Raw genomic sequence first — 16492 nt, forward strand, 5'->3', positions numbered from 1 at the left:
CCTAAGCTCCCTGGCCGCTGGCAGCGGCCACCTGCGCCCCCTCGGGGGCGCTTTTTTTTGGCGTGCCGCGATGGGAATCCACCGGCCGGGCCAGGCTTGCCGCCCGGCCGCCCGGCCGCCTGTCCGCATCGACGATCCCGCCAGGCGCGTTTACCCGGCAGGCGGCTGGCGTAATGGGTTGATGAATTCCAGGCCGTAAAAGTCTTTTTCGTTGTCGCTCACGACAATGCAGTCGTTGCTTGCCGCGATCGCCGCGTCGATCATGTCCAGCGGGTTGCGCGGCCGACCCCGCGCGGACCCGTCCGCCATCAGCCTTGCCCATTCAATCGCCGCCACTTCGTCGAAAGGCAGGATGCGGCCCTCGAAGAGCGTTAAAAGTCCTTCCGGCCCGTTAAACCAGGTTTTTAACTGCTCATGCTTGCGCCCGGCCGGCATTCGCAGCAGGCCGTGCCAGATTTCGCCGATGGTCAGCGTGGTGATGAAGAGGTCCTGGTCGCGCTGCCCGGACATCCATGCAAGCAATGGCCCGGAAGGTTCGGGCTTCATGACGTGGCTGAGAATATTGGCGTCGAGGAGATACCGGCTCACAAATCGACCTTCCTGGGGACGGGCAGCGGCCGGGACAGGTCCAGTTCGGCGCCGACCAGCGGTGAACGGCGCAGCGCCTGCACGATCCCGCCCCTTTTTTCGTCCCCGGGAGTCAGCGCCAGCTTGAGCGCCGCGCGAAGTTTTGCGACTTCGGCGCTTTCCTCCGACAAGCGACGCGCAATGGACCGGATCAGGTCCCTGTCGTTTTCCGAACCGAGGACTTCGAACCTGGCCAGCCCGCGTTCCGTCAGCCGTTTCCGATAATTTTCGATCGCCCGTTTTTGCGAGATGCTGTTCACGGCCTCTCCTGTTCTATCCAGTAATATGTCCGGCAATAATGGTCGGCAAGGAGGGTGGCGGCAAAGTCCGACTCCATGCGCAGCCGTTTGCGCCGCATCACCTTATTTTCCGGCCCGATACTTTAAAACCCGCCGCCGGTCCCCAACCTGAGGAGGTAGTTCCATACCTTGTCCCATCCACCGGCGCAAGCCCGGGAATCCCGATAGAATCTGCGTCACTGTAGACGTAATGTAAAGAAAGTTTGCCATGGTTCCGCATCTAGTCACCGCCCTGAACGGCCCCCTGCTCGAGCTCGAAAAGAAGATCCTCGCCGCCACGCCAGCCATCGAACGCTGGTTCCGGCTGGAGTGGCAGGAGCACACGCCGCCGTTCTACTGCTCGGTCGACCTGCGCAACGCCGGCTTCAAGCTCGCGCCCGTGGACACCAACCTGTTTCCCGGCGGCTTCAACAACCTGTCGCCCGAAATGCTGCCGCTGGCGGTGCAGGCGGCGATGGCGGCGATCGAGAAATATTGTCCGGACGCCAAGAACCTGCTGATGATCCCGGAGCGGCATACCCGCAACACCTTCTACCTGCAGAATGTCGAGCGGCTGATGCAGATCTTCCGCCAGACCGGCCTCAATGTCCGGCTCGGCACGCTGGACGAGACCATCAAGGAGCCGACGCCGATCAACCTGCCGGATGGCGGCACGCTGACGCTGGAGCCGCTGGAGATCCTGGCCAACGGCCGCCGCGTCGGCCTGAAGAATTTCGACCCCTGCACGATCCTGCTGAACAATGACCTCTCTTCCGGCCTGCCGCCTATCCTGGAAGACCTGAACGAGCAGAACGTGCTGCCGCCGCTGCACGCGGGCTGGGCGGTGCGCCGCAAGACCAACCATTTCTCGGCCTATGACGACGTGGTCAAGAAATTCGCCAAGCTGATCGACGTCGACCCGTGGATGCTCAATCCCTACTTCGCGAAGGTCGGCCCGGTCGACTTCCAGGAACGCGTCGGCGAGGATGCGCTGGCCGCCGGCGTCGACGCGGTGCTGGCGAAGATCCGCAAGAAGTACAAGGAATACGGCATCAAGGAAACGCCGTTCGTCATCGTCAAGGCCGATGCCGGCACCTACGGCATGGGCATCATGACCGTGCGCGACGCCAGCGAGGTGCGCGACCTGAACCGCAAGCAGCGCAACAAGATGGCGGTGGTGAAGGACGGGCTGGAAGTCAGCAACGTTATCGTGCAGGAAGGCGTCTACAGCTTCGAGCACATCAATGAGGCGGTGGCCGAGCCGGTGGTCTACATGATAGACCGCTACGTGGTGGGCGGCTTCTACCGCGTCCATGCCGAGCGCGGCGTCGACGAGAACCTGAATGCGCCGGGCGCGCATTTCGTGCCGCTGGCCTTCGCGCAGCAGCATGCGCTGCCCAACCCGCATGCGAAGCCCGGCACCACCGCGCCCAACCGCTTCTACATGTATGGCGTCGTCGCCCGGCTGGCGCTGCTGGCCGCGTCGCTCGAACTCGAAAAAACCGATCCTAATCCGGAAGTGTATTAACAACATGAAAATAGCCTTCCTCGCCGACCCGCTCTCCACCTTCAAGACCTACAAGGACACCACCTACGCAATGATGGTCGAGGCGGCGCGGCGCGGCCACGAGCTGTATGCGTTCCGCCACCGCGACATGGCGATCGAGGCCGGGCGCGTGGTCGCCAACATCGCGCGCATCACGCTGACCGGCGACGCCGACGACTGGTACCGCGCCGAGCCGCCGGTGGCGCGCGCGCTGACCGAGTTCGACGCGGTGCTGGAGCGCACCGACCCGCCGTTCGACATGGAATACATCTACGCGACCTACCTGCTGGAAGTCGCGCAAAACCATGGCGCGCGGGTGTTCAACCGGCCCGAGGCGATCCGCAACCACAACGAGAAGCTGGCCATCGCGCAGTTCCCGCAACTGACCGCGCCGACGCTGGTGACCAGCGACAATGCGCGGATACGCGCTTTCCACCGCGAGCACCAGGACATCATCCTGAAGCCGCTCGACGGCATGGGCGGCGCCGGCATCTTCCGCGTCCGCGAGGACGGCATGAATCTCGGCTCCATCATCGAGTCGCTCTCCGACAACGGCCGGCGGACCATCATGGTCCAGCGCTACATTCCCGAGATCGTCGACGGCGACAAGCGCGTGCTGCTGATCGGCGGCGAAGTGATGCCGTTCGGCCTGTCGCGGATACCGCAGGGCGGCGAGGTGCGCGGCAACCTGGCGGCCGGCGGCCTGGGCGTGGCGCGCGCGATCACGCCGCGCGAGCGCGAGATCGGCGAGACCGTCGCGCCCATCCTCTGGCAGCGCGGGCTGCTGCTGGTGGGGCTGGACGTGATCGGCAATTACCTGACCGAGATCAACGTCACCAGCCCGACCTGTTTCCAGGAAATCGAGCAGCAGACCGGCTTCTCCGTCACCGCGAAGTTCATCGATGCGCTGGAACGCGCCGCCGCCGTGGTTTAATGCTGGCTTTCCGTCCCGAATAAACACCATATGGTTGGTATCTTGCTCCTGACCCATGCGCCGCTAGGGCAGGCTTTCATCGATGCGGCGACCCACGTCTTTCGCGGCCGGCCCGACCGGCTCGAAGCGATCGACGTCAATGCCGACCAGGACACCGCCGAGGTCAGGCGGCTGGCCTCGGAGGCGATCCGCCGCATCGACGACGGCAGCGGCGTGCTGGTCATGACCGACGTCATGGGCGGCACGCCATCCAATTGCACGCTGCCCCTGAGCCAGCCCGGCCATGTCGAGGTGGTCGCCGGCATCAGCCTGCCGATGCTGCTGCGGGCGCTGACCTACCGTAACGACACGGTGGACGTGGTGGTCGAGATGGCGCTTGCCGGCGGCCAGAACGGCGCCGTGCGCGTCGATAACCGGGTACGCCTTTCACCCAACTGACTGATAAAAAAACGGGCCACAATGATTCAGCAAGATATCGAAATCATCAACAAGCTGGGCCTGCATGCACGGGCCTCGGCAAAGCTGACGCAACTGGCGGCGAAATACAAGAGCGAAGTCTGGATGACGCGCAACAAGCGCCGCGTCAATGCCAAATCCATCATGGGCGTGATGATGCTGGCCGCCGGCAAGGGCGCGATGGTCAACCTGGAAGTCGACGGTCCCGACGAGCAGGAATGCTTCAATGCGCTGCAGCAGCTGATACAGGCCCGCTTCGGCGAAGGCGAGTAAAACCCTTCATTCAGGCACGCACAGATCGATGGCATCCTTCACGCTCCATGGCATACCGGTATCGCGCGGCATCGCGATAGGGCGCGCGCACCTGCTGGCGTCGGCGGCGCTCGAGGTCAAGCATTACCTGATCAGCGAGGAGCAGGTGGAAGCCGAGGTCGAGCGGCTGCAGAACGCCATCAACAGGGTGCACCAGGAGCTGCAGGCGGTCTGGCGCGAGCTGCCGGCGGACGCGCCCGCCGAGCTGGGCGCCTTCATCGACGTGCATGCGCTGATCCTGTCCGACCCGATGATCTCCGAGATGCCGCTCGATATCATCCGCAGCCGGCACTACAACGCCGAATGGGCGCTGCTGACCCAGATCGACGAGCTGTCCGCGCAATTCGACGAGATCGAGGACACCTACCTGCGCGAGCGCAAGAACGACATCCAGCAGGTCGGCGAGCGGGTGCTGAAGGTGCTGACCGGCACCGCGTCGACGCTGGCCAACCTGGCCAGCTCGCCGGACTCGACCGCGCACATGGTGGTGGTGGCGCATGACATCTCGCCGGCCGACATGCTGCAGTTCCGCGACCGCGCATTTGCCGGCTTCATCACCGACCTCGGCGGCCAGAATTCCCATACCGCCATCGTCGCCCGCAGCCTGGACATACCGGCGGCGGTCGGCATGTACAACGCGTCGGCGCTGATTGCGCAGGACGACTGGGTGATCATCGACGGCGACGCCGGCGTGGTGATCGTCGACCCGCCGCCGGTGGTGCTGGAGCAGTACCGCGAGCGCCAGGCCAAGCAGGTGCGCGAGCGCAAGAAGCTGAGCCGGCTGAAGAAGACGCCGGCGGTCACGCTGGACGGCACCGAGATCGCGCTGCTGGCCAATATCGAGCTGCCGCAGGACTGCGCGGCCGCGCTGGAGGCGGGCGCCACCGGCATCGGCCTGTTCCGCTCGGAGTTCCTGTTCATGGGCCGCACCGGCTATGCGAACCGGCTGCCGTCGGAGGACGAGCAGTTCGAGTCGTACAAGACCGCGGTGACGGCAATGAAGGGCCGGCCGGTCACGATACGCACGCTCGACATCGGCGCCGACAAGCCGATGGACACCGCCGAGGAAACCGCGCAGAACCCGGCGCTGGGCCTGCGCGCGATCCGCTACTGCCTGGCCGAGCCGCAGATGTTCATGGCGCAGCTGCGCGCCATCCTGCGGGCGTCGGCCTTCGGCCCGATCAAGCTGCTCATACCGATGCTGGCGCATGCGTTCGAGATCGACCAGACGCTGGCGATGATTGCGCAGGCCAAGGCGCAGCTGCGCGAGGCCAACCGCAAGTTCGACCCGCAGATCCAGATCGGCGCGATGATCGAGATCCCCGCGGCGGCGCTGGCGCTGCCGCTGTTTGCGCGCCGGCTCGACTTCCTGTCCATCGGCACCAACGACCTGATCCAGTACACGCTGGCGGTCGACCGGGTCGACCATGAAGTCGCGCACCTGTACAACCCGCTGCATCCGGCCGTGCTGTTCCTGCTGTCGACCACCATCGCCGCCGGCGCCAAGGCCGGCATCCCGGTGTCGGTCTGCGGCGAGATGGCCGGCGACACCAAGCTGACCCGGCTGCTGCTGGGCATGGGACTGCGCGAATTCTCGATGCATCCGGCGCAATTGTTGTCGGTCAAGCAGGAGATCCTGAACAGCGACCTGACCACGCTGGTGCCGAAGACCCGCAAGATATTGCGCCTGATGGAAGCCGATGCGATCAACGAGGCGGTGGAGCAGCTGCGCACGGCCTAGGACGTTGTGAAATCGGCATCGATGCCATCCGGCGCCGGGGCGGCGCATGGCGCTTCGGCCGAGCCCGCGAATCCGCCCGTCCGCGAACCGGCCCTGCCGCCCCGTTTGACGCCGCCCGGCGACTTCGCTATTCTTCTGCGGTGCGCCGATTTGACCGGCTGCCAGCGCGACGCGCGGCAGCTGCAGCTTGCGGGCGCAAGGGGATGCCCCGCATAAATACGGCTAAAGCGAGCTTGATAAAAGCCCCGAACCTGGCCCGACAGCATGCGCTCTCGGGCTTTTTTATTTTGGAGTCGCGCGACCGCTCGCGCGTACCGGACAATGATGAAATCTCTAGGCGTCGTTTCCCCGCAGTCCATGCATTTCCCGGAGCCGCTGCCGCTGCAGAGCGGCGCATCCATCGCCGGCTACACGCTGGTCTACGAAACCTATGGCGAACTCAATGCCAGCCGCTCCAACGCGGTGCTGGTCTGCCATGCGCTCAATGCGTCGCATCACGTGGCCGGCGTCTACCTGAAGGAAGACGGCAGCAGGAGCGTCGGCTGGTGGGACAACATGGTCGGCCCCGGCAAGCCGCTCGACACCGACCGCTTCTTCGTCATCGGCGTCAACAACCTCGGCTCCTGCTTCGGCTCCACCGGGCCGATGCATGCGAACCCGGCCACCGGCAAGCCCTACGGCGCGGCCTTCCCCGTGGTCACGGTGGAAGACTGGGTCCATGCGCAGGCGCGGCTGGCCGACGCGCTGGGCATCCGGCAGTTCGCCGCGGTGATGGGCGGCTCGCTGGGCGGCATGCAGGCGCTGGCCTGGAGCCTGCTGTACCCGGACCGGCTGCGGCACTGCATGGTGATCGCGTCCACGCCCAAGCTGTCGGCGCAGAACATCGCCTTCAATGACGTCGCGCGGCAGGCGATCCTGACCGATCCCGACTTCCACGGCGGCGACTACTATGCGCACGGCGTGGTGCCGCGCAACGGGCTGAAGGTGGCGCGCATGGTCGGCCATATCACCTACCTGTCGGACGATGACATGGCCGAGAAGTTCGGCCGCGACCTGCGCGCCGGCGAATACCAGTTCGGCTTCGGCGTCGACTTCGAGATCGAGTCCTACCTGCGCTACCAGGGCGACAAGTTCGCCGAATACTTCGACGCCAATACCTACCTGCTGATCACCAAGGCGCTCGATTACTTCGACCCGGCCGCGGCCTATGCCGGCAACCTGACCGACGCGCTGGCCGGCACCCGCGCCCAGTTCCTGCTGGTGTCCTTCAGCACCGACTGGCGTTTCGCGCCGGCGCGCAGCCGGGAAATCGTGCAGGCGCTGGTCAACAACCGCCGCCACGTGACCTATGCCGAGATCGACGCGCCGCACGGCCACGACGCCTTTCTGCTCGAGGATGAACGCTACATGGCCACGATAGGCGCTTACTACAACCGGGTATGGCGCGAGATCGAGGCCAGCGCCGCCGACCTGGCCGACATCGCGGTGGCCGCATGAACTTCAACGAACTCACCGCGCTGCGCGCCGACCTCGCCTTCATCGCGCACTGGGTCGCGCCCGGCTCGCAGGTGCTCGACCTCGGCTGCGGCGACGGCGTGATGCTGGACTACCTGCAAAGCGCGAAGAAATGCGCGGGCTACGGCGTCGAGATCGACGATGCCCGGATACCGGCCTGCATCGACCGCAACGTGCCCGTCATACAGCAGGACCTCGAAGCGGGCCTCGCCATCTTCGCCGACAACGCGTTCGACACCGTGCTGTGCCTGTCGGCGCTGCAGATGATGAAGAATGTCGAGGGCGTGCTGCGCGACATCGCGCGGGTCGGCGCCGACGCCATCGTGTCCTTTCCCAACTTCGCCTACTGGCCGCACCGGCTGGCGCTGCTGCGCGGGCGCATGCCGGTGTCGCGCAGCCTGCCGTACGCGTGGTACGACACGCCCAACCTGCGCTGCGCCACCATCAACGACTTCCAGGACCTGGCCGAGGAAGTAGGGCTGGAAGTGCTGGAATTCGTCGCGCTCGACGAAGCCGGCAAGCCGGTGACCTTCCTGCCGAACTGGCGCGGCAGCCTGGCCGTGTTCCGGCTGCGCAAGCGGGTCGGCGCATGAAACAGGACCTGCCGCCGCAAGCGCCGACCTGGCACAGCTACCTGAACCGGCGCATGCTGATCTGCGTCTTCCTGGGCTTCAGTTCCGGGCTGCCGCTGTTCATCCTGCTGTCGCTGATGCAGGCCTGGCTCGCCAAGTCCGGCCTGAACGTCAAGGCGCTGGGCCTGTTCGCGCTGGTGATGTTTCCGTACACCTGGAAATTCCTCTGGTCGCCGCTGATGGACCGATACAGTTTCGGCTCGCTCGGGCGGCGCCGCGGCTGGATGGCGCTGACGCAGGGACTGCTGTTCGTCGGCATCGGCGCGATGGGCATGCTGGACCCGCTGACGCAGGTGCCGCTGATCGCCGCCGCCGCCAGCGCAATCGCTTTCCTGTCGGCCAGCCAGGACATCGTGATCGACGCCTACCGCCGTGAAATCCTGCCCGACAACGAGCAGGGCCTGGGCGGCGCGATCCATGTCAACGCGTACAAGGTGGCCGGCATGGTGCCCGGCGCGCTGTCGCTGATCCTGGCCGACCTGATGGCCTGGCAGCCGGTGTTCTGGATCACCGCCGCCTTCATGCTGCCGGGGCTGGTCTGCACCTTCCTGATCGCCGAGCCGCGCGTCTACGGCACCCCGCCCAGGAATATGCGCGACGCCGTGGTGCTGCCGTTCAAGGAGTTCATCGCCCGCGGCGGCTGGAGCAATGCGCTGGCCATCCTCGGCTTCATCTTCCTCTACAAGCTGGGCGACAGCATGGCCACCGCGCTGGCGACCAAGTTCTATATCGACCTCGGCTTCTCGATGACGCAGATCGGCGCGGTCGCCAAGACCACCGGTTTCTGGGCCAGCATCGCCGGCGGGCTGATCGGCGGCGTCTGGATGGTGCGCCTCGGCATCAACCGCGCGCTGTGGATCTTCGGCGTCGTGCAGGCGGTCGCCATCCTCGGCTTCGCCTGGCTGGCGCATGCCGGCGCCGACATCGTGCTGCTGGCGCTGGTGATCGGCTTCGAGGCCTTCGGCGTGGGCCTGGGCACCGCGGCCTTCGTGTCGTATATCGCCACGACCACCGACCCGCGCTACACCGCCACCCAGTACGCGCTGTTCACCAGCCTGGCCGCAGTGCCGCGCACCTTTGTCAATTCCGGTGTCGGGTTCATCGTGGCCGAGACAGGATGGTTCCTGTTCTTTATCCTGTGCTTTGTGCTGGCGCTGCCCGGCATGCTGATGCTCCCGAAAATCGCCCCCTGGAATGGTGACCGATGAAAAAACTTGCCCGCACATCCACGCTTCTCCTCTGCCTGGCCCTGCCGGCGCTTCCCGCAATGGCCCAGGAGGCCGGCGTCAGCGTCGACCGCATGTCGCGGCTGCGCGGCCTGGTGCCTGAAAAGCAGCTGGAGGAACAGGCCACGATGCAGTACGAGGAACTGAAGCAGCAGGCCCGGCAGAAAGGCGTGCTGGCGGCCGACACCGACCCGCAGCTGCAGCGGGTGCGCGCGATTTCGCGCAGGATCATCGCCAACGCCACGCGCTGGAATCCCGGCGCGTCCGACTGGCAATGGGAAATCAACCTGATCCGGGCCGACAGCGTCAACGCATTCTGCATGCCGGGCGGCAAGATCGCCTTTTTCAGCGGCCTGGTCGACAAGCTGAAACTGACCGACGATGAAATCGCCATCGTCGCCGGCCACGAGATCGCGCATGCGCTGCGCGAGCATGGCCGCGAGCGGGTCGCGAAAGGCAACCTGCTGCAGCTGGGCGCGAACCTCGGTTCCGCGATCTTCGGTTTGGGCCAGACCGGCCAGATGGTGGTCGGGCAGGGTGCGCAGCTGGCGCTTCTGCGCTTCTCGCGCGAGGACGAGACCGAGGCCGACACCGTGGGCCTGGACCTGGTCGCCCGCGCCGGCTACGACCCGCGCGCGGGCGTGGCGCTCTGGCGCAAGATGGCGATGCTGGAAAAGAGCGCGCCGCCGCAATGGCTGTCGAGCCATCCGTCGGGCAGCAACCGGATCGCGCAGATCCAGAAGACGCTGCCGCAGGTGATGCCGGTCTATGCGAAGGCGGTCAATGCCCAGTCCGGCGCGCTGCCGCCCTACCGCAGCAACGTGCAGGGCGTGGCGCCGGTGCAGTAGCCGCGCATGCGGCGCCCCGGGACGCATGGCGGCAGGCCGGATCCGGCCCGCTAGACCAGCCCGATGTCGCGCGGCGGCGCGCCCGGGAACACCCGGCCAAGCTGCGCCGCCGACAGCCCGTACAGGCGGCCGAACAGCCCGCCGAGCACCGCCCGGTATTCGTTCAGCACCGGGTAGTCGCGGTTCTGGAACAGCGTCTCCGGTCGCACCGCCACCTGTTCGCCGGCAATCCGTCCGCCGCGCACGCCGCCGCCCATTACCCAGTACACGGTGCCATGCCCATGGTCGGTGCCGCGGTTGCCGTTTTCACGGAAGGTGCGGCCGAATTCGCTGACCACCACGACCACGGTGTCGCGCCAGGCGTCGCCCATCTCGGCCGGGAAGGCGGCCAGGCCGCGGCCCAGCTCCTCCAGCCGGCTGGCCAGGTAGCCCTTCGCATTGCCCTGCGCCACATGGGTGTCCCAGCCGCCGACGTCGACGAAGCCGATGCTGTACCTGTCCTTCATCAGCCGCGCGATGCGCCGCGCCTGCAGTTCGAAACCTTTTGGATTGATGGCGTCGCGGTTGGCTGCCGCCATCTCGCCGGCCATCCGCTGCGCCACCTCATCGCGGACCGCGAAGCCCTCGCTGACGCGTCCCGCCAGCGCCGAGTCCTGGTACATCGACGCGATCATGCCGGACTGGCGCGCGTCGAGCGCGGACTTGCCCACGCCGCCCAGCGCGATGTTGGGCACCAGCATGCTGCCCTGCAGCGTCAGCGGCAGGCGGTCGGTGAAGCCGATCGGCGCGGCGCCCGCCAGTTCGGCGGCCAGCCGGTTCATGAAGCCGGACCGGTAGTTGCGGCTGCCGCGCTCGTCGCCCTGGCCGAGTTCGATCGCGTCCTGCGTCTCGAAATGGCTGCGCGATGCGTCATTGGCGCCGGCGAAGGGCAGAAACGCCGCCTGGCCGGACTGGTAAAGGGGCAGCAGCGACTGCCGCAGCGCCGGGTGCAGCGCCCAGTCGCCGTCGAGCGCGATGGCGCTGTCCGGCGACGGGTCGGGCCGCGCAATGGCGATATTGGGCCGGCTCTCGTAATAGAAGGAACTCGACGCCGGCACCAGCAGGCTGGCCGCGTCGTAGGCGCCACGCAGGAATACCAGCAGCAGCCGCGGCCGTGCCGGCGAGGACGATGAAAGGGACGACGCCGCGGGCGCGGCGAACAGCGTGCCGCTGCCGAAGCAGAGCGCGGAAGCGGACAGCGCATGCAGGAAATGTCGGCGATCCATGGCGGGTTCCTTGTCGTAGTCAGCGCATCATCATTTCGGGCGACGCCAGCAGCAGCGTGTTCCATTCCTGCGGCGAGCCGGCCTGCCCCAGCGCCTGCAGCGTGGCCGGGCGCAGCGCCGGCTGCAGGCCCTGGAAGAACGCCGGATTGGACAGCTGGGGGAAGGCGGGACGTTCGCGCGGCTGCGGGTCGTCGCTGCGGAACAGGCCGGCGCTGCCGCTGCCGATGGCCTTCGCAATCTCGAAGCGGGTCGCCATCTGCCCCGGGCTGGACCATGCCGCCTCGTCCAGCGCGTAGCCGTCCGGCGTCTGGCGGCCATAAGGCAGCTCGCCCATCCGGCGCAGCCAGTTGATCATCGGCTGGGTGTTGAGGATCACCGTGTCGTCATAGGCCAGCCGCACCGAGGCGACGACGTAATGCATCGGGTCGCGGAACTTGCGGCCCAGCGAGGCCGCGTATTGCGGCGACGCGAACAGGGTTTGCAGCACCGCGGCAATGTCGCCGTCGGTGGCGGTGAAGGTGCGCGCCATGCGTTCGACCACCGCCGGGTCCGGCTGGTCCGCCAGCATGTAGGCGGCGATCTTGCTCGACACGAAGCGCGCCGTCGCCGGGTGGCGGGCCAGCAGGTCCAGCGCCTCGTCGATCTCGGCCATGCCGCGGCCCTGGATGCGGTGGCCCAGGAATGTCTTGTCGCCGGGGTCGTGCCGGCCCGGCCTGAATTCCATCAGCCCCGCGCGGACGACCTCGCCCTGCCGCCCGCCGCCGCGTGGCGGCTCGCCCGTCAGGTTCACGCCCAGGCCGGTCAGGATACGGGCCAGCTCCTGCACGTCCCGCTGCCCATAGCCGCCGTTCACGCCCAGCGTGTGCAGTTCCATCAGCTCCCGCGCATAGTTTTCGTTGATGCGGCCGGCCGCGTTCTGCGCATTGTCCAGGTAGAGCAGCATTGCCGGATGATGCGCGGTGGCCCGCAGCAGGTCGCGGAAATGGCCGAGCGCATGCGGCCGGATCGCCTGCTCGTCATAGTCGCCCACCAGCGCGCGCAGCATGCCCTTGTCCATATGGACGCTGAAGTGATTGGCCCAGAACCAGGTCATCTGCTCCTGCAGCTGGTTGGGCGAGTAGAGCGCCATGAGCAGCGTGCGCGACCTGGCCTCGTTGCCGAGGCGCGCGAGTTCCTGCCGGTAGTCGCGCCGGCCGGCGTCGCGTTCTTCCTCGGTCGGCAGCGCGTCGGCCTCCCTGCGCCGCGCCGCCAGGTCGGCCGCCAGTTGCGCCATCGGCTTTTGCGTGATGGTCATCGCCTCGATGCGGGCGCTGACGGCGGCCGGCAGCGCGGCCGGGCGCGGGTGCAGCTGGTCGCGCAGCCAGGCCGCATAGCCCACGGATTCGGCCTGCCGCAGGCTGGTCGTGTTGATGCCCCAGCTGACGCGGTTCACCTCGCGCACGGCGGTGGGCGTCAACGGCGCATGGGCAGGGGCCTGGCCGGGAGCGGCGCAGCCTGCCACGCAGGCTGCAGCGAGCAGGATGGCGATGCGGGACGGGAGAAACGGCGGCATGCGGTTTTGCAGGCAGGCTGGTGTCATGGCGGTTGCGCTGGCTCGGTGGAATGCGCCGGGCGATCCGGCCCGGTCGGACGATGCTACGGGTGTTAAGCGTTCGACGGGCGCTTATCGAATACATGAAGACAATGTTTATTGTTACGTCATGTATCTGTCGCGGCAGCAGTGTGTTGCGGGAGGGGGTAAAAGACCTGCGCCGCAGCGGCCAGCCCGGATGGATGCGGCACTGGAACCGCGTCGGGCATGCAATCCAAAACGAAACTTGAAACGAATCCGGATGAATCCGGATTGTCAGCTTATGTCAGGTCAGGTAATAAACTATTGGTTATTACATTTTGACTTATGGTTTGACATGAATAAATTAATAATCTATAACACTTGAAGACCGCATGCAGTCAGTTTCCCAAATCAATTCAATCGCACTTGCATTGGCAATGCATTTCATTGCCAGCGTTGCCTGTGCCTGATTAATGCTGATATAGCCAGGAGATACTGATGTCCATCGTTAATGCATGTATTCGACCATTACGCAACGCGTGCATGGCCGCGGTCGTGGGCTTGTGGTGTGGCGCGGTCGACGCTGTGCCGTATGCGACCCTTTCCGGCAACGGCGCGACGCCATCCCGGCAATTTCTCGACTTCGGCCGGATGCAGCAGGGCAGCAATAAGGCCAATTCCGTCAGCAATAGCGCATTCGTTCCGCCGGATAACGCGGCAATGCCGACCAATACATTCAATGGCACATTGCAATTGAATGGCGCGGACCTCAGGAATGAATCCAAATTCCAGGTGCTTTATGGGACGAAGAAAGATACCAGCGTGCCGCTGGATGCGCCGGAAATGCATTACCTTCCCAATTTCTCATTTCAATTCGTCCAGGACGGCACGCACCTGATTCCATTGAAGCGGAATTACCAGGCCGAGGATGCGGCAAGCGGGCATCCGTTCTGGGAATACATTATCGGGCCGGGACGGGTCTGGAATGAAAATACGGACAATGGTTTCAGCCGGGCCGCATTCACGTTTGCCGTCACCGAAAAAGGCCAGAATTGCGTCCATAACGGCATGATGAGTTTCCTGTTCAAGAGCAGCGGCGAAATCAGCAGCGTCTGGTACCAGATTACCGCCGAGACCTGCGCCTATTACAAGATCGACCTGTGGGGTTTTGCCAGGGCCAGCTTTACGCCGGGCGGCATTGCCCAGCCCGGTGCGGTGATTTCCGCCTACCGGGCGGAAGTCGCCAACCAGCTGGACATGCTGCCGATCGAGCAATTGGCGACGGACCTCGCCGGCATCGACCAGGCCGCCCTGGAGCCGCAATACAGCTCGAATGCGAACACGGTGAACGTGTCGCCCAATCCGTACAGCAACCCGAGCGAACATAACCCGGCACACCTGCTCAATTACGGCGTGATGGTCAACGACAGGATCTACTCCGCGCCAGTCCGCACCCGTTCCGGCGCTTATCCGTATCCGCAATGGATGGTCTATCCGCTGTATTCATGGTCGAAGGCCGAGTTCGTCGGCAATGCCGTCGCATTGATCGCGAAATTGCATCCGGATGGCGTTCCCGGCACGCCCGCGGATGGACGGAACAAGAACCTGAAAGCGATTGAAAACCTGGTCGTGGCCGACTGGATTCCGGAAGCCAGGCTCAATGGCACCTGGGAAAATGTCACGCTGGGCAACCTGATCGACATGGGCAGCGGCCATTACATCAACAAGGACATCCATCTCGCCGATGAAAATTCTGCAGCCACCATCAGCCAGTTCTTCGATGTGCTGACCAATGCCGGAAAGCTGGATTTCGCGGCCAATTACTATCCATCGGCGGCCAGTCCCGGCCAGGTATTCGCCTACCATACGTCGGACTTCTACCTGGCCGCGAGGATGCTCGAACTGGTGTCGCAGAAAGTGAATGGCGTCGGCATCGTCCAATCGATGGCCGACAATATTTATAACGGGTTGAAGCTGAGCAGGATCGCGCAAAGTCCGAAACTGACGTATGACGGCGCCGCCCAGCCTTATGGCGGCTACGGCCATTTCGGCTATGCCGACGACATCGCCAAGCTGGGCCGCTTCATGGCGGTCCACAAGGGCGCCATCGGCAACACGCAGGTGCTGGATGCGCAGCATGTCACCGATGTCTTGCAGCTCAATCCGGCAAACCAGGGTTTGACGGTGACGCCTCTTGGCGCTTCATTCCGCTTCAATAACGGCTATTGGTCGAAAAACCTGATTTCCGCCGGCGGATGCAAGCCACGCATCGTATTCGAATCGGGTTTTGGCGGCCTGAGCAAGGTGCTGGGAACGGCAGGGCCGGGCAATCCGGGCTGGGTCTATTACTACGTCAGCGACAACGGCGAATTCCTGTATGCAGCCGCCGTCAACAGCCTTGCCGCCGCCATCGGCTGCCCGAATGTGGGCACCCACTAACCGGCTAGGCCGGCACGGAGCATCACACGAAGGACAGGGCGAAGCGCCCTGTCTTTTTTACATGCGAAGACAGGATGGGCAAGATCGGCCATGCATCGAAAACGGGTGCCCGCATCGCCTTCCAGGCCGGCATCCCGCCGTTTTCCCGGCCGGTCGTCGTTGTCGGGCGCTCTTGGAGCGCTATCGCAGCATGCCGAAATGGTCGTGGTCGTAATGGATCGTCAGCGGCGCATGGTCGGAAAAACGCTGCTCCTTGTAGATGGCCGCACTTTTCGCGGTCATGGCCAGTTCGCCGGTGGCGATCTGGTAGTCGATGCGCCAGCCGACATTCTTGGCCCAGGCCTGGCCGCGGTTGCTCCACCAGGTATAGGCGTCGCCGGTGGTGTCGGGATGCAGCTGCCGGTAGACGTCGACCCAGCGCAGCTCGTCCAGCACCGCACTCATCCATGCCCGTTCCTCGGGCAGGAAGCCGGAATTCTTCAGGTTTCCCTTCCAGTTCTTCAGGTCGATTTCCTTGTGCGCGATGTTCCAGTCGCCGCACAGCACGACCTTGCGGCCGCATTGCGCAAGCTGGGCCAGGTGCCGGTAGAAGTGCTCCATGAAAGCGAATTTCGCCGCCTGCCTGTGCTCGCCGCTGGAGCCTGACGGCAGGTAGACCGACACCACCGACAGCCCGTCGTAGACCAGCTCGATATAACGTCCCTCGGCATCGATTTCCGGGACGCCCAGGCCCTGTATCACCTGCAGCGGCTGGCGGCGGGCATAGATGCCGACGCCGCTGTAGCCTTTTTTCTCCGCATAGTGGAAATAGCCGTAATAGCCTTCCGGGTTGAGCATGTCCGCCGACATGTCCGGCGCCTGCGCCTTGAGTTCCTGCATGCAGATGAAGTCGGCATCCTGCGCAGCGAGCCAGTCCAGAAAACCCTTGCTGGTGGCGGAACGGATACCGTTGAGATTGGCGGAAATGACTCTGAGCATGGGGCTGATAAGCGGTGAAAGGGATTGAAGCGCCTATTGTAATGGGCGTGGGGCGGTAGACCGGGCGCCGCGGCCGCCGAAGCATCCCCATGCCACGGCGCGTCATCGGCGCCACGCGATGGGCCAGAATTTCCTGAAGGCAT

The 16492-nt window shown here is 65.0% G+C and carries 15 protein-coding genes; 10 read left to right on the plus strand and 5 right to left on the minus strand.

The features are described from left to right. Positions 1–150: 150 nt before the first annotated feature. Entirely contained in the window at positions 151–588 is a 438-nt protein-coding gene (locus QOL82_RS20715) for a PIN domain-containing protein (RefSeq protein ID WP_283444209.1), read from the minus strand. After that, on the minus strand, positions 585–887 hold the full coding sequence (locus QOL82_RS20720) for a hypothetical protein (RefSeq protein ID WP_283444210.1): 303 nt from the start codon (positions 885–887) through the stop codon (positions 585–587). Before QOL82_RS20720 ends, QOL82_RS20715 begins: the two co-directional genes overlap by 4 nt. Positions 888–1134: 247 nt before the next feature. Between QOL82_RS20720 and gshA the strand changes: the two genes are divergently transcribed. From gshA to QOL82_RS20765, 9 genes are all read left to right on the plus strand, one after another. Continuing rightward, positions 1135–2433 (plus strand): glutamate--cysteine ligase, encoded by a 1299-nt coding sequence (gshA, locus tag QOL82_RS20725; RefSeq protein ID WP_283444211.1) that lies wholly within the window; start codon positions 1135–1137, stop codon positions 2431–2433. A 4-nt stretch (positions 2434–2437) separates the two neighbouring features. After that, positions 2438–3385, plus strand: coding sequence for a glutathione synthase (gshB, locus tag QOL82_RS20730; protein WP_283444212.1), 948 nt, complete (start codon positions 2438–2440; stop codon positions 3383–3385). A 30-nt stretch (positions 3386–3415) separates the two neighbouring features. Next, on the plus strand, positions 3416–3823 hold the full coding sequence (locus QOL82_RS20735; protein ID WP_283444213.1) for a PTS sugar transporter subunit IIA: 408 nt from the start codon (positions 3416–3418) through the stop codon (positions 3821–3823). A gap of 21 nt (positions 3824–3844) precedes the next feature. Continuing rightward, positions 3845–4114, plus strand: coding sequence for an HPr family phosphocarrier protein (locus QOL82_RS20740; RefSeq protein ID WP_283444214.1), 270 nt, complete (start codon positions 3845–3847; stop codon positions 4112–4114). A 28-nt stretch (positions 4115–4142) separates the two neighbouring features. Then, positions 4143–5894 (plus strand): phosphoenolpyruvate--protein phosphotransferase, encoded by a 1752-nt coding sequence (gene ptsP / locus QOL82_RS20745; protein WP_283444215.1) that lies wholly within the window; start codon positions 4143–4145, stop codon positions 5892–5894. Between the two features lie 324 nt (positions 5895–6218). Continuing rightward, complete coding sequence (gene metX / locus QOL82_RS20750; RefSeq protein ID WP_283444316.1) at positions 6219–7391, plus strand: homoserine O-succinyltransferase MetX; 1173 nt, start codon at positions 6219–6221, stop codon at positions 7389–7391. Continuing rightward, positions 7388–8002 carry a methionine biosynthesis protein MetW gene (gene metW / locus QOL82_RS20755; protein ID WP_283444216.1) on the plus strand — a complete coding sequence of 205 codons (615 nt, stop codon included), beginning with the start codon at positions 7388–7390 and terminating at the stop codon, positions 8000–8002. The genes metX and metW overlap by 4 nt, the downstream gene beginning before the upstream one ends. Continuing rightward, positions 7999–9249, plus strand: a complete 1251-nt coding sequence (locus QOL82_RS20760; RefSeq protein ID WP_283444217.1) for an AmpG family muropeptide MFS transporter — start codon at positions 7999–8001, stop codon at positions 9247–9249. Before metW ends, QOL82_RS20760 begins: the two co-directional genes overlap by 4 nt. After that, entirely contained in the window at positions 9246–10115 is an 870-nt protein-coding gene (locus tag QOL82_RS20765) for a M48 family metallopeptidase (RefSeq protein WP_283444218.1), read from the plus strand. The genes QOL82_RS20760 and QOL82_RS20765 overlap by 4 nt, the downstream gene beginning before the upstream one ends. 50 nt (positions 10116–10165) lie before the next feature. On the opposite strand, the gene QOL82_RS20770 is transcribed toward QOL82_RS20765, so the two are convergent. Together QOL82_RS20770 and QOL82_RS20775 are read right to left on the minus strand one after the other, a co-directional pair. Continuing rightward, positions 10166–11380 (minus strand): DUF1501 domain-containing protein, encoded by a 1215-nt coding sequence (locus tag QOL82_RS20770; RefSeq protein ID WP_283444219.1) that lies wholly within the window; start codon positions 11378–11380, stop codon positions 10166–10168. Between the two features lie 19 nt (positions 11381–11399). After that, the gene (locus QOL82_RS20775) at positions 11400–12932 is read right to left on the minus strand and encodes a DUF1800 domain-containing protein (protein WP_283444220.1); all 1533 of its coding nucleotides are present in this window, start codon (positions 12930–12932) and stop codon (positions 11400–11402) included. A 543-nt stretch (positions 12933–13475) separates the two neighbouring features. Between QOL82_RS20775 and QOL82_RS20780 the strand changes: the two genes are divergently transcribed. Continuing rightward, the gene (locus QOL82_RS20780) at positions 13476–15371 is read left to right on the plus strand and encodes a serine hydrolase domain-containing protein (RefSeq protein WP_283444221.1); all 1896 of its coding nucleotides are present in this window, start codon (positions 13476–13478) and stop codon (positions 15369–15371) included. 180 nt (positions 15372–15551) lie between these two features. On the opposite strand, the gene QOL82_RS20785 is transcribed toward QOL82_RS20780, so the two are convergent. After that, positions 15552–16349: an exodeoxyribonuclease III gene (locus QOL82_RS20785; protein ID WP_283444222.1), complete on the minus strand. Its 798-nt coding sequence runs from the start codon at positions 16347–16349 to the stop codon at positions 15552–15554. Positions 16350–16492 lie beyond the last annotated feature (143 nt).

The sequence above is a fragment of the Noviherbaspirillum suwonense genome, from assembly GCF_900182955.1.
Lineage (GTDB): Bacteria > Pseudomonadota > Gammaproteobacteria > Burkholderiales > Burkholderiaceae_D > Noviherbaspirillum_A > Noviherbaspirillum_A suwonense.

What these genes read in the sequence shown, in the direction of transcription:
- gshA (WP_283444211.1), top strand. Translation starts at nt 1,135, where the DNA reads ATGGTTCCGCATCTAGTCACCGCCCTGAACGGCCCCCTGCTCGAGCTC.
- gshB (WP_283444212.1), top strand. Translation starts at nt 2,438, where the DNA reads ATGAAAATAGCCTTCCTCGCCGACCCGCTCTCCACCTTCAAGACCTAC.
- QOL82_RS20735 (WP_283444213.1), top strand. Translation starts at nt 3,416, where the DNA reads ATGGTTGGTATCTTGCTCCTGACCCATGCGCCGCTAGGGCAGGCTTTC.
- QOL82_RS20740 (WP_283444214.1), top strand. Translation starts at nt 3,845, where the DNA reads ATGATTCAGCAAGATATCGAAATCATCAACAAGCTGGGCCTGCATGCA.
- ptsP (WP_283444215.1), top strand. Translation starts at nt 4,143, where the DNA reads ATGGCATCCTTCACGCTCCATGGCATACCGGTATCGCGCGGCATCGCG.
- metX (WP_283444316.1), top strand. Translation starts at nt 6,219, where the DNA reads ATGAAATCTCTAGGCGTCGTTTCCCCGCAGTCCATGCATTTCCCGGAG.
- metW (WP_283444216.1), top strand. Translation starts at nt 7,388, where the DNA reads ATGAACTTCAACGAACTCACCGCGCTGCGCGCCGACCTCGCCTTCATC.
- QOL82_RS20760 (WP_283444217.1), top strand. Translation starts at nt 7,999, where the DNA reads ATGAAACAGGACCTGCCGCCGCAAGCGCCGACCTGGCACAGCTACCTG.
- QOL82_RS20765 (WP_283444218.1), top strand. Translation starts at nt 9,246, where the DNA reads ATGAAAAAACTTGCCCGCACATCCACGCTTCTCCTCTGCCTGGCCCTG.
- QOL82_RS20770 (WP_283444219.1), bottom strand. Translation starts at nt 11,380, where the DNA reads ATGGATCGCCGACATTTCCTGCATGCGCTGTCCGCTTCCGCGCTCTGC.
- QOL82_RS20775 (WP_283444220.1), bottom strand. Translation starts at nt 12,932, where the DNA reads ATGCCGCCGTTTCTCCCGTCCCGCATCGCCATCCTGCTCGCTGCAGCC.
- QOL82_RS20780 (WP_283444221.1), top strand. Translation starts at nt 13,476, where the DNA reads ATGGCCGCGGTCGTGGGCTTGTGGTGTGGCGCGGTCGACGCTGTGCCG.
- QOL82_RS20785 (WP_283444222.1), bottom strand. Translation starts at nt 16,349, where the DNA reads ATGCTCAGAGTCATTTCCGCCAATCTCAACGGTATCCGTTCCGCCACC.